The sequence below is a fragment of the Moorena sp. SIO4A5 genome (assembly GCF_010672005.1).
GTDB lineage: Bacteria > Cyanobacteriota > Cyanobacteriia > Cyanobacteriales > Coleofasciculaceae > Moorena.
Genome location: NZ_JAAHHZ010000160.1, coordinates 1 through 12,585 on the forward strand (window position 1 = coordinate 1; position 12,585 = coordinate 12,585).

Genomic DNA, 12,585 nt, shown 5'->3' on the forward strand with positions numbered 1-12,585 from the left:
GCCCTAGTCCCCCAACTTTGGGGGAAGAGTCAATTTGCTTCTAAAAGTCCCCCGTCGGGGGATTTAGCTCACAGGGGTAGGTTTTTTACATTTGGGTAAAATATGGGACGACCGAGAGGGAGAGAAAAAGGAAAACAACGAAGAAATGATGATTGTTAACGACAAATTAAGTATATTTTCTTATCCCCCACACCCCACACCCCACCCCCTACACCCCACACCTGAGGTCAAAGTAAAAAACCTACCCTTATGAGGGGGGACCAACGGGGGCTTGGATGTAGCAAATGAGACTTTTCAGACAACCCCTAAGGATAACTTCCTGCCTGAAGTCGCACTCTTTCAAGGCGGTTGAGAATGCGATTAGCCAATTCTGTTGCCTAGTTATATTTTCCTAGGTTAGTTCATCGCGCAGAGCCGTTAAAAGTACTTGAAAGTGGAAGATTTGTTCAGCACCCAAATCAGTATCCCCTTGCAAGATACCTTCAAGTTCCCGCGCTAAGCGCGACCCTTCTGAGAAACCAAAAATACCCAAGTTTCCAGCTAAACTATGAGCTGCCAACCTCCCTTGTTCTTGATGGGAAAAATTCAGAGACCCTTCTGAGAAAACCCTAGGGACTTGCTCTAAGATAGCCAATTGATTACGGCTCTTTTCCCGGTACTTTTCCCAAGCTGCAGCGATCGCTTTGAGGTGTTTTGAGTGCTTATTGGCGGTAATCTCTTCTTGGATTACAGTAGTAGGTTTAGAATCAGCATTGTCTGGCTGCAACTTTAGTCTATATCCCAGTCCATGTACTGTTTCAATCAAATCCTCGGGAGCACCAGCAATTCTTAATTTCCGGCGTAGCTTTCTTAGATGAGATCTAACTGTTGCTTCCGCTGGAAATTCTTTCGAGGACCACAAATTGTCTATAATTTCGTCAGTACTAAAAACATGATGGCTGTGGCGCAGGAATAACTCTAGTAGCCCATATTCCTTGGGGGTTAATGAGAGCAACTGAGTGTCGTAGGTTACTTTACAGCTGCGCGGGTCTAGTTGCAAGCTACCCCAACTCAGTACAGGCAGGGAGTTTGAGTTTACTCGACGCAATAGAGCTCGCATGCGAGCTGCTAGTTCCTCAAGATCAAAAGGCTTAGTTATATAGTCATCGGCACCAGCATCTAGCCCCCTAATCTTGTCTACACTAGCATGGCATGATGTTAGTAAAAGGATAGGCATGTGATAACCACTGGCGCGGAAACGCTGACAAAGACTAATTCCGTCAACCTTTGGCAGCAACAAGTCCAGTACAATCAGGTCGTAGGTATAAGTTGACCCATAGGCCCATCCCTGTTCACCGTCAGTGACAGCATCAATCACATAATTTTGCTTGGGAAGGCTGTTTTTGAGTAAATCAATTAAAGACTCATCATCCTCCACTAGTAATAGTCTCATGTGTACAACTACAAACGATCAACAGTAATAAATCACAACTTCCATTCCAACATTTCTGCTATTTGAATAGCCAAAGTTATAGAATTAAAGGGTTTGATAATAACACCAGAAATTCCGATTTTTTTAAACGGGTGTTGCTCTGCTATCTGAGTCTTTGCCGTCAGAAAAATAACGGGAATTGACTGCGTTATAGAATTTGCTTTTAACTTCGAAAAGGTTGCGATTCCATCCATATCTGGCATCATTACATCAAGTAAAATTGCGTCTGGCAGTTTAGTTTTAGCCATAGCGATACCTTCCAAGCCTGAAGAAGCTGTTAGTACCTCCCAATCTGTTTCAAGTTCCAGACCGACTTGCACCACTTCCTGGATAGTTTCTTCATCGTCAATTAGCAAGATGCATTTAGTACTCATGGTTATCTTCTTCTTGCTGTTTTAAAGCGGGTAGGGTAAAATAAAAAGTACTGCCTTTACCTAGGGAACTCTCTGCCCAAATTTTGCCGCCGTGTTGCTGGATAATTTTGCGGCAAATCGTTAGCCCCAGACCTGTTCCACCTTTCTTACGGGAATCAGATGAGTCCACTTGCTCGAAGCGCTCGAAGATACTTTCGAGCTGGCTATTGGGGATGCCTTGTCCCTGATCTTTGACTTGAAATGTGACATAGGCAGTTGTGGAGCATCGCAGCTGTTTCTGCTTTTTGGTTCTATTAACCTCGTTATCTGTTATTGCAGAGAGCCAAACTGTGCTATTGGCAGGTGAAAACTTAATTGCGTTGCTTAGTAAATTAGTCAAGGTTTGGACAATATAGTCGGGGTCAGCCCAAACAGAGAAAGAGGTGGACTTGGTTGCCAACTTAACCCCATGTTCAGTAGCCATTGTTTGCATAGCCTGGACTGCTTTTTTGATCAAGTCAGCTGCATTGCAGGCTTTTTTGTCCATATTCACCTTACCTGACTCAATGCGCTGTAGGTCTAAGACATTATTGACTAAGCGCACCAGGCGATCAGTTTGTTCGTCGGCAATTTCGAGCATTCGCTGTCCTTTGGCAGAGAGCTTACCGAGTTTTCCCGTCGCCAGGATTTTCAGGGAACCGTGAATTGAGGCCAGAGGGGTGCGGAGTTCGTGACTGACCACTGAAATGAACTCGTCCTTCATCCGTTCTATGGCTTTGCGATCGCTAATATCACTTGTTAAAGCAAAAAAACCTTTGACTAAACCCTCCTCCTCGCTGAGATGAGGGATGTAGGTAACGCTGACGGAGTGAGTGCGTCTATCTTTGAGGGTCATTTCATGTTCGTAGGTGACTGTCCGACCTGACAAGGCAGCCTCCACATGCACCCGAATCTGCTGATAGACTTTCTTCCCATGGACTTTCTGAAGGTGAGATCCAGACACCTCTAAAGGGGAAAGTCCCAACCAGGTTTTGTAGGCTTGATTGTTGAAGCGATAGCGCTGTTCCTTGTCAATGTAGGCAATTAAAACAGGCAGTGCATTGGTGATGAGGCGGAGTTGTTCTTCAGAACGACGCAAAGCTTCTTCTGCCTGAAGGCGATCATTGATTTCCTGTTGCAGATTGCTGTTTACTTTCCTCAACTCGGCTGTCCGTTCTGCAACCATCTCTTCCAGATTCTCCAGCAGTTGAGCTTGGGATAGGGCAATGCCTATTTGGTCTGCCAACTGTTGCATCAGTTCAACCTCAAACTCACTCCATGGTCGAGCAGCCTGACACTGATGGGCGATCAGCAAACCCCAAAGTTGATTCTGGGGTTTAACTCGGCGATTTTGGCTGTTTGTGTAGGAGTTTAGGCTTTGTAAGATCGGCACAACGAGTTTGGCTTTGACATGCCATTCATCCAGAAACTCAACTAAGCACTCAGCCAAAGCGGCATCAGGGCTGTGAACATCAGCGTAAGCTTGGGTGCGACCTTGACCATAGAGTTCTCGGTACTCTGCAGGAAAGACTTCTTCGGGAAACTCAACGTCGAGAATTGCCGGATATGTCGGTAAGGTCGCTTCGCTAATGATTTTACCTGTTCCATTGGCAAAAACTTGGTAAATCAGTACTCGATCAGCCCGAAGAATTCTTTGCACCTCTGTAACAGCAGTTTGTAGAATTTCCTTGAGTTGCAAAGATTGGCGAATTTTGAGAGTTACTTCAGAGAATAACTCTACCCGCTGATGTTGGCGTTGGAGTTCTTCTTTTGCTGCTTGTCGGCGCTTGGTAATGTCCCGCAAAATCAACAAGTGATTACCAGGTGACAAGTCTATAACTGATGTATACTCCACTGCTCGTGTCGTGCCATTTGGGCAGAGGAGTTGAACTTCCCCAATTTCTTGCCCTCTTTCCCAAAAGAGGTGCCATGCTTGTTCACAATTGAGATCTAGTTTTAAAAAATTAATAATGGAGTGATTAATCAACTCCTCCCTTGCTAAACCAAATAAATCACAGACAGCAGGGTTCACCTCTATGAACTGACCGTTGTCACCAACGATAGCAATTGCTTCAAAGGAGCGCTCGAATCCAGCTTTGAGAAGAGATTCAAGCCTTTGAGGTTTCTCAGCAGACTGCATGACTACGCCAAATGTTAACTACTTTACTGTAATCTAAAGTAATCAAACTTTATTAAAAATTTACAAAATTTAACTTTAAGACTTCTATTGCCCGTGAAATTTCACTTGAAGATTTCCCTAAGCTCCAAACCCAATCAAGGGGAATCAAACAGCATTGTAGTTATATATCGTTGTGCCCATTGCTGACCAAAAGACTGTTCTAAGATTCTTCGAGTCTTGTCATTATGCTGCTGCTGAGTACAGTAGTAGCGTTGTCCTGCCAGAATTTCAGCTTCCTGGTAAGGAGAAGAAATCGGCATCATGGCGGTCGCAATTTGACAATGCAGAGTTAAAAAATGCTTAACTTGCTCAAAGAAAGCCGCTTCTTCTTGAGCATCGGCAGGACGCACAAATATACAAAATTCCGAAAAAATATCTCCCCACTTAGGTAAATCCCGGTGTTGAGAAAACTTAGTTTTGGGTAGTTTGGCTAAAACACTGCGATAAGATATCGGTAAAATGCGCTCAGTGGTAACGGGAGACAGATCAACAATAGCCGCACTAATTACCCTTTTTCCTCCCACAAGATCAACTCCGAAAATTGGCAAGTTGTAGTTGGAGTGGGGGAACATAACACAGTGGAGAATATCAAGGCGATGACTTACCTTTGCTAACTCTAGGTGTAATTTGCGAAACTGGGGGGTCTGATAACAGCGATTTTCAATTAATAGTTTCTCCCCTTCTAAGTTTCCCTCCACGTAACCGAGATCCTCTGGTATAGTGTAGGGAGACAGAGATAAGTAATGTTGCCAGTGGTCTTCAATACAGTTTGCAAGTTTGCGAATGAGAGTATGCTGGTTTTCTCTTAGAGAGGGTTGAAGAGTTTTTACCATCTTATATTAAGGTTTTAAATAAGGTTTTTTCCGTATCAACTTAAGCCGGAAAATTTTTGTGGTGAGAAGGTGTTAGGTCTTAGGTGTTAGGTGTTAGGTTGCAGGTTTTGGGTATGAAAAATCTCAAACCTAAATCATAATACTTAACATCTTATTAAAAGTCCCCTAATATCTAATACCGTAAGCATTCAGCTATCAGCTATCAGCTTAAGCGCTACGCGCACGCTACGCGAACAGCTATTAGCTTAAGCGCTACGCGCACGCTACGCGAACAGCTATTAGCTATCATTTATCAACTTATGGGCTACGGGCACGCTACTAGATCGGTGCTTTTAAATAAAATAAGCTGTTCGCGTAGCGTGAGCTAAAAGCTCACGGCTGACAGCTGACGGCTGAATGCTTACCTAATACCTAGCACCTTGTCCCAACTTCAAGACATTTGGTAGTGTTGTTACTATGTTGTTGGCATAACCGGACGAATGCTGACGATTTTTCCTCCCATACGAGTAATGCGCTGCATCTCTTCATTCATTTGGCTGTAGGGAACCTGAATAAAGATACTGCTACTCTTGGGTAAAGGGTAACTGTTTTTAGTGTTTTCTTCCTTATGCCATAACCCTGTTACCTCATAGACAAAGGTACGACTTTCTGATGGTGAATTAGAACTGTCAAAAATTAAAGATTCACCCAGCATGTTTCCGATACCTCCTAATAGCTAACTCAGATTAGATCAACTCCTGAACTTCTATTTTTAGAGCAAATGTGATCTAAGCAAGTGTTATACTAGCGACTTTACCGCCCATTTTGTTAATTTGCTGGAGCGTATCCGATAGCTTCTCATAAGGAACCAGAAGCTCTTTGCTAATGCGGCGCACTTTGGGATATCTAGGCAAGTTCATTCCTGATACTTCCAACCGATAAATACGACCTTCTCTTGTTGGACTTCGGAAGGTTTTATTGGGTGTAACACCTTTTTCAGAGGCTCGGTACGCCCAACCTTCACTACCGCCGGAAGGACCAACCACTGCTGAAACACTATTAAGAGCAAGTTCACTAGCAAGGCGAGACGCTTTACCTTCAACTTGTGCGCGATCGCTATTGGCATAGCCTCGGTAAAGGCGGAACATGCGAGTAAAGCCCACAACCTTTTGTCCGGTTTGAGTTGAGAAGCCTCGATAATAAGGCACGATGAAGTCACCAAAGTTTTCATCGTATTCAGCAGAATCGATGTAGGAATCAATATCTGCTTCAAAGCCCTTGTTTTGGTAGAGGTCAAGGTGGTAAATTACCTCAGACTCATCATAGGGAGCTCGACCTAGCAAGTGCTTCAAGTTTAACTCAATCACCCGAGTTTGGAAGCTGTTGTACAGAAATTTCGACTTGTATAGCTCCGACTTAGCTACAGCTCGCACAAACTCCCGCACCGTGAGAGAGCCATTGCAGAGCAGGGATTCTAAACCGGTGAGGCGCTCATAAGCCATGATGTAGTCGTTACCGAGTACTTGTCGGTAAACAGCTTGAATGACGGCTTTGGCATCATCTTGGCTCCAGTTGGGGCGCAGTTCAATGGGGTTGCTATTGCTAAAGGCAGAGGTGCCTAAGCGGGATGCTGCTGTTGTAATTGCCACTTACTCTACTCCTATAGGACTCGACGTTTAGATGTTCTAGAAACTTCAGGCACGGGTAATACTCATGACTTGACAACCGCGCTTGTTTAGTTTTTGCAGGGTGGGAGATAGCCGTTCGTAGGGCACGACATATTCACTGATGCTGCGCCTGATCTGAGGGGCACGTCCCAGACCTCCTTGAGTTACTCGGAGTCGATAGAACTGTCCCTGAATGTTTGCAGTTGTGCCGGTGAGTGCTTGTCCGCCATTTGGGGTTCGCACGGGGTTTGCCATATTGCGAGCTAGCTCATAGGTTAAACTAGCACGACCGCCCTTGCCCTGAGCGCGATCGCTATTGGCGTAACCACGATAGAGCTCGAACATGCGGGTAAAGCCGACGGTTTTTTGTCCCGGTTGATTGGAAAAGCCTCGATAGTAGGGTACGATGGAGGTGCCAAAGTTCTGCTCATACTCAAGGGAGTTTATGTAGGAGTCGATATCTGCCTCAAACCCCTGGTTTTGATAGATATCGAGATGATAGATGATTTCAGACTCATCATAGGGAGCCCGACCGAGTAGGTGCTTGAAGTTCAACTCAATTACTCTCGGATGAAAGTTGCTGTAGAAGAATTTCGACTTGTAGACTTCTGACTTGGCGACAGCCCGCACAAAATCCCTTACAGTCAGGTAGCCTTGGCAGAGTAAAGACTCAGCACTGGTGAGACGCTCAGAAGCCATGAGATGGTCGTTACCGAGTACTTGTCGGTAAACAGCCTGGATAACAGCCTTAGCATTGTCTTGGGTCCAGTTGGGGCGCAGTTCAATGGGGTTGGCATTGCTAAAGGCGGAGGTTCCCAGCCAGGATGCTGCTGTGGTAATTGCCACTTGTTATTCTCCTAATTTTTAATACTGCTTGATAGTCGTGAGATTTCAGTTGCCTTAGGCTGGCGTAATACTTGTTATTCGATCACCTTGCTTGCCAAGCTGCCGCAAAGTATACGATAACTGATCGTAAGGCACCAGATACTCGCTAATTGTGCGCCGGATTTGAGGACCACCTCTTGTCACCCCTTGAGACACTCGCAAGCGGTAGAGCTGCCTTTGGCTACCTGCATTTGTGCCGATAACTACCTGTCCCTTGGTTTGGGTTCGGACAGGAGTTGCGGTGTTACGAGCCAGCTCATAAGTTAAGTGAGAGGGATTGCCATTGCCTTGGGCGTGATCGCTATTGGCGTAACCGCGATAGAGCTGGAACATGCGACTAAAGCCCACAACTTTCTGACCCTGTGGGCTCTCGAACCCACGGTAACTCGGCACAATCGAGTTACCAAAATTTTCTTGATATTCCTGTGAGTCGATGTAAGAATTTATCTCCGCCTTGTAGCCTTTTTGATTAAAAAGATCGACATGATAGGCAATTTCCGACTCATCATAAGGGGCTCGACCCAGAAAATGCTTATAGTTCAACTCAATAAACCTTACTTGGGGTGTGGAGTTTAAGAACTTTTCCTGGTATAGTTCTGACAGAGCCAGTGCCCGGATAAAATCTCGTACCGTAATGTCACCTTGGCGCAATAGAGACTCTGCATTGGTCAAACGCTCGCAATCCATGACATGAGCATTGCCAAAGACCTGTCGATAGGCAGTTGTAATCACTGCTTGCACTTCATCTTCTGTAGAGTAGGAGCGCAGCTCCATTCGAGGGGAATCCGCAAAAGGTGCGATGCCTAACAGCCTCGCTGTTGTTGGACTTACCATATTAGTCTCCTAAATTTCTTTTCTAAAAAACATTGCCCGGAACTTCAGAAAACCGTTAATCAACTATCAACAGCCACCTGGAGTTCCGGGCAACTCGAAAAACCCTAGCTAAGAGCGTTAATTGTGTAATCGAGATAGGAGTTTGCCTCAACGGCAGGGTCACCACTTAGACCATGGTTCGCCTTGATGTACTTGAGAGCTTCGACATACCAGCTCGGAGAAAGTTCAAAGGTGAGGTTGATTTCGGCGATTCCTGAGATCAGGTACTCATCCATGGGTCCTGTACTCCCAGTCACCAAACAATAGGTAACCATGCGCAGGTAGTAACCGATATCACGGGCACATTTTGCCTTCCCTTCAGGAGTCGAAGCGTAGTTCGGTCCTTGCATCTGCGTGGTATAGGGGAACTTTTGGTAAACAGCTTGGGCTGCACCATTAACTAGAGTCTCAGCTTTACTGGTTAAGCTTTGAGCAGCTTCCAAACTTGCAGTAGCTTGGCGAAAACGACCGAACGCACTCTGAATTTCGGCACTGCTCAGAAAGCGGCCTTGGGAGTCAGCGGTAGCTACTGCTTCAGTTAGGGGAGTTTTCATAATGTAATCTACCTCTCAAAAAAAAGTTTTGCAAATTTTTCGTAAACGAATGCTACTGAAGAATTGAACGAGCAGATGGCTGTCCTAGGGTTTGGTGAAACTAGCCAACGGCAGCAGCAGCTCGATCAAAATAACCACTTAACTCAGACATTAGAGAGCTACAGTCACCAGGAGTAATGCCAGTTCTGTCATTGGCAATGGCGATCGCAGCGTCCTTCATCTTATTGATACCTTCAGCTACAGAACCTCCAGGAACTCCCAGTGCTACATAGGTTTCCCGCAGGCCATTAAGGCAGCGATCATCTAAAACACTGCCGTCACCAGCGAAGGTGGCATAGGTTACATAGCGAAAGACAATCTCCATATCGCGCAAGCAAGCAGCCATGCGACGGCCAGTGTAAGCATTGCCACCAGGCTGGATCAATTGGGGCTGCTCTGCAAACAGACTACGGGCAGCATTGGCTACAATTGCAGAGGCATTGCTTGTGAGTCGGTTGACCACATCCATGCGCTTATTGCTTTCAGCAACCATGCTCTTGAGGGAATCGAATTGATCGTTACTGAGATATACACCTCGGGTATCAGCTTGGGCAACCACCCGTGCAAATGCATCTAACATTAAAGTCTCTCCTTACATCTTGACTTGTATAAATCCAAAACTGGATAGTAATTGACTGCCTGCCCTACTCTGCCAAACAGCAGAGTAATGAATCAATCAGCAGCCTTGAATTACTCCAGTAGCTTCAATTCCGTTGAGCCTTCTTGTTAAGAATTTTGTAGCCTCTCTCAGAGACACAAGGTAACTCAAGGAAACTGACCCCTAACTTTTAAGTCAGGGATGCAGCGGCTTTCGGACCAAAACTATTCAAGCAAATCGTCTGTGCAGATTTTGTGCAATTATGTGATTCAATTACAAATCGTAACAATTCAGCTCTTTTGTTTTTGCCATCAAAGGGTAAAAACAAGGCTACAAAGCACTATGGATAACGGATAGAGCGTTTAGTCCTTCCTGAAAATTGAGCCGTTTGTCAGCTTTAAGAATCTTCACACGAAACTAATTATCTGACCAGTACTGAGACGATGTCTTAGGAGGTAAAGAAAGACCTGGCAGAGTTGAGTATTGTGCGATTCTCCTAGGGAGACGCTACGCGATCGCCCTATTCAGGTAGAGTTAGACGAGTAAAGATTGTTTCTCAGACAGACCGGGTGATAACGGCTGAGATTACTCTTGATGTTAGGGATGGTGGTTAATTCTAGGGCAAGGGCATGTTTGTGGTAGTGCTGCCTTTGCTCAATAAGTTGAGAATGATCGGACTATGACACAGCCTTATTCATAGTCCGATATTAGTTGTTAGGTTTAATATTGTGTTTGTCTTTTTATTTTAACTCACTAAGCATATGCTTTTTGATAAAAGACCATGTTATTTGTTATTCTGTTATTCTCAACAACTTAACTCTATTGCGAGTACAGTTCGACGAGATTATAGGCGTTTCGAGCCATGATCAACCGATATCCAGCCAATGCACATTATGAGTCATTTTTTATTACACTTATCCTGTTAAAAATTAAAAATAAATTTCAATATTTTCTTGAGACAATAGGTAAGCTTAAATCCATAATTAAATAAGATTAAATAAAATTATATACTAATTTTATTTAAAACGTTAAACATAAACTCCGGATACTTATTTTTTATCCTACAGTAACTTTTTATTAATCTTATTCAAATCTTTATTTTTTTTGGCTACAAATTATAATCTTTAAGCCTCTATAATGTAATTGACATTTGCTATGACACAGCCTATCCATAGTTAAAGTCAGTTGTTGGTTTGTATTGCGTTTGTATGAAAATTATGAAAAGATATCTCCAAGCTATAGGGCATTTCTGCGTTCCTATAGCTCTTGCTGTTGTCGCTACTTACATTACCAGTAGTGACGTCCAAAAGAGCATCAAAGATGATGTTGTCCCATGGCTTCAGGTAACAGCCCTTAGCACTACTACTGTTAATCAGGGATTACAGGCTGCTAAGCGATTGCGTCGCTTTAAGTAAAGTTTGATGCTGTAGATAATTAGTACTAGTTGCTGATTATCGGTATAGTTTTGCCCCCTAACTACCCAATTTTTTGGGTCGCACCTTAAGCGAATTTAATTCGCCTATGGGAAGCGCACCGAGGGAGGAATAAAACTCTAAAAGTCCCCCGAGCGAGCAATCCCTCGCTCGGGGGACTAATGGGGGCTGTTTTAAAATAAGGCGTTCAGCTTTGCTGTGCCAAAGGCGATCGCGCTACTACGCTGGAACTGTTTTGATAAGCGATCGCGAAATCATAAGGGTTTCAGCGTGTGAAGTTATAGTTCACCACCCGTTTGTCCCCCCTTATTTATATTTACTATCTTAGATAAGCGGGATATGAGTTCGATACTCGGATCCTCTGGCTTTGGACCAAGTCTATCACTTATCCTCAATAAACGAAGATTTCTCTGAACGGAGGTGTTAACAGTCAAAAGGTTACCTCCTACCACTGTCGCGCTTTCAGTTTCTGACAATATTTGGAGGTGGGTTTCTGGTAAGTTGAGGATAGGTTTAGCTTTGGTAGTACTCACAATCTGGTATTTTTTCTTCATTGTCATTGCTTTAAACTCTAGTTATACAAAGGGACAGATCTGGTACATGCCATTAATTCTTTATGGAAAGTGGGTTAAACACATTACTGTTTCTTGAATGTCCTTACTTTGTAATCACTCCGAAAATCCAAATTTTCTACATTTTCATATAAAGTTTTGTAAATATGAAGAATTTTCGAGAGTCTTTCAGAGCGATCGCATACCCAAGCCCCATCTCTACTCAGCTCACGGTAAAGACACCATCCCTAACTCTCCCCACTGGAACCATCTTCGTTACTTTCGGGAGTGGGTATCTCAGTTGGAGGTTGGTAAGTCAGTAGGGAGCGAACAAACTCCCTAAATAACTCGGTTTTATTTCGATTGGTCATTTTGTAATAGGCATCTTGCCTGTTCCTTAGATTTTCGAGCGGGCATCCTGCCCACTCTACGAATATTTATTTTTTGATTGACGCAACGTTACAATCTTCGGGCGGGCATCCTGCCCACTCTACGAATATTTATTTTTTGATTGACGCAACGCCATTAAACTAATGCTTACCTCTTTCATTCAAAAGCTGTTCGCGTAGTACATAAGCTGATAACTTATAACTGATAGCTGTTCGCGTAGCGCATAAGCCGATAACTAATAGCTAAATGCTTACTTTACTTTGGCTTTATTACCGATTATAACTATTAGCTAAACCTGTTATCATTTTAACTATTTAATTGTAACTAATTATTACAATTTTCGTAAATTGTCCAGATTTTTTTGATTTTCCACTTGACAACAACCCTAGCCACTATTTATAATATAAACATCCCAAAAAGAGCCGCGCTTTTCGCTTGACCTGCCACAAGCGCGGCTCTTTCCCAAACTACAGTTTAGGTAACTCTATAATATGGCAAAAAAACGATTTGTTCATCATCCCATCAATTATCACGAAGCGATGGAGCGTCTTGAGCAGCTTGGACAACAGAGGGAGCCAAGGGAGGAAAATATCTATCCCTATCCCATCACGGAGCGAGAGCAAATCCTAATCCTACTGTACAGTTACTGCCAATTGGGCATGACACCGCAACGGTTTTACCAGAAGTGGGACCTGACTCGCGAAGATATGGCTTTGATCTGCTCCTGTTCCGTTCAAACCG

At 44.0% G+C, this 12,585-nt stretch carries 12 protein-coding genes and 1 pseudogene; 2 read left to right on the forward strand and 11 right to left on the reverse strand.

Annotated features, from left to right (window positions below):
- Nucleotides 1-391 precede the first annotated feature (391 nt).
- The 10 genes from F6K57_RS29950 to F6K57_RS29995 form a co-directional block, all read right to left on the reverse strand.
- Complete coding sequence (locus F6K57_RS29950; protein WP_293066925.1) at nucleotides 392-1,432, reverse strand: response regulator; 1,041 nt, start codon at nucleotides 1,430-1,432, stop codon at nucleotides 392-394.
- Nucleotides 1,433-1,464: 32 nt separating this feature from the next.
- Nucleotides 1,465-1,845, reverse strand: a complete 381-nt coding sequence (locus F6K57_RS29955; protein ID WP_293071862.1) for a response regulator — start codon at nucleotides 1,843-1,845, stop codon at nucleotides 1,465-1,467.
- Complete coding sequence (locus tag F6K57_RS29960) at nucleotides 1,835-4,003, reverse strand: ATP-binding protein (protein WP_293071863.1); 2,169 nt, start codon at nucleotides 4,001-4,003, stop codon at nucleotides 1,835-1,837. The genes F6K57_RS29955 and F6K57_RS29960 overlap by 11 nt, the downstream gene beginning before the upstream one ends.
- Before the next feature lie 134 nt (nucleotides 4,004-4,137).
- Nucleotides 4,138-4,875 carry a phycocyanobilin:ferredoxin oxidoreductase gene (locus F6K57_RS29965; RefSeq protein ID WP_293071864.1) on the reverse strand — a complete coding sequence of 246 codons (738 nt, stop codon included), beginning with the start codon at nucleotides 4,873-4,875 and terminating at the stop codon, nucleotides 4,138-4,140.
- A 454-nt stretch (nucleotides 4,876-5,329) separates the two neighbouring features.
- Complete coding sequence (locus F6K57_RS29970; RefSeq protein WP_293030731.1) at nucleotides 5,330-5,569, reverse strand: phycobilisome linker polypeptide; 240 nt, start codon at nucleotides 5,567-5,569, stop codon at nucleotides 5,330-5,332.
- A 73-nt stretch (nucleotides 5,570-5,642) separates the two neighbouring features.
- The gene (locus tag F6K57_RS29975) at nucleotides 5,643-6,503 is read right to left on the reverse strand and encodes a phycobilisome linker polypeptide (RefSeq protein ID WP_293071865.1); all 861 of its coding nucleotides are present in this window, start codon (nucleotides 6,501-6,503) and stop codon (nucleotides 5,643-5,645) included.
- A gap of 45 nt (nucleotides 6,504-6,548) precedes the next feature.
- On the reverse strand, nucleotides 6,549-7,367 hold the full coding sequence (locus F6K57_RS29980; RefSeq protein ID WP_293071866.1) for a phycobilisome linker polypeptide: 819 nt from the start codon (nucleotides 7,365-7,367) through the stop codon (nucleotides 6,549-6,551).
- 54 nt (nucleotides 7,368-7,421) lie between these two features.
- A complete protein-coding gene (locus tag F6K57_RS29985) occupies nucleotides 7,422-8,240 on the reverse strand; it encodes a phycobilisome linker polypeptide (protein ID WP_293066940.1) in 819 nt (272 codons plus the stop codon).
- Nucleotides 8,241-8,344: 104 nt separating this feature from the next.
- Nucleotides 8,345-8,833: a phycocyanin subunit alpha gene (cpcA, locus tag F6K57_RS29990; protein WP_075901022.1), complete on the reverse strand. Its 489-nt coding sequence runs from the start codon at nucleotides 8,831-8,833 to the stop codon at nucleotides 8,345-8,347.
- A 100-nt stretch (nucleotides 8,834-8,933) separates the two neighbouring features.
- Nucleotides 8,934-9,452, reverse strand: coding sequence for a phycocyanin subunit beta (locus F6K57_RS29995; protein ID WP_293066945.1), 519 nt, complete (start codon nucleotides 9,450-9,452; stop codon nucleotides 8,934-8,936).
- Between the two features lie 1,235 nt (nucleotides 9,453-10,687).
- Here F6K57_RS29995 and F6K57_RS30000 point away from each other — a divergent pair.
- Entirely contained in the window at nucleotides 10,688-10,885 is a 198-nt protein-coding gene (locus F6K57_RS30000) for a hypothetical protein (protein ID WP_143727682.1), read from the forward strand.
- 817 nt (nucleotides 10,886-11,702) lie between these two features.
- On the opposite strand, the gene F6K57_RS30005 is transcribed toward F6K57_RS30000, so the two are convergent.
- The gene (locus F6K57_RS30005; RefSeq protein WP_293071867.1) at nucleotides 11,703-11,825 is read right to left on the reverse strand and encodes a hypothetical protein; all 123 of its coding nucleotides are present in this window, start codon (nucleotides 11,823-11,825) and stop codon (nucleotides 11,703-11,705) included.
- 510 nt (nucleotides 11,826-12,335) lie between these two features.
- On the opposite strand from F6K57_RS30005, the pseudogene F6K57_RS30010 reads away from it, so the two are divergent.
- Nucleotides 12,336-12,585 (forward strand): annotated as a pseudogene (locus tag F6K57_RS30010) (hypothetical protein); the annotation flags it as partial.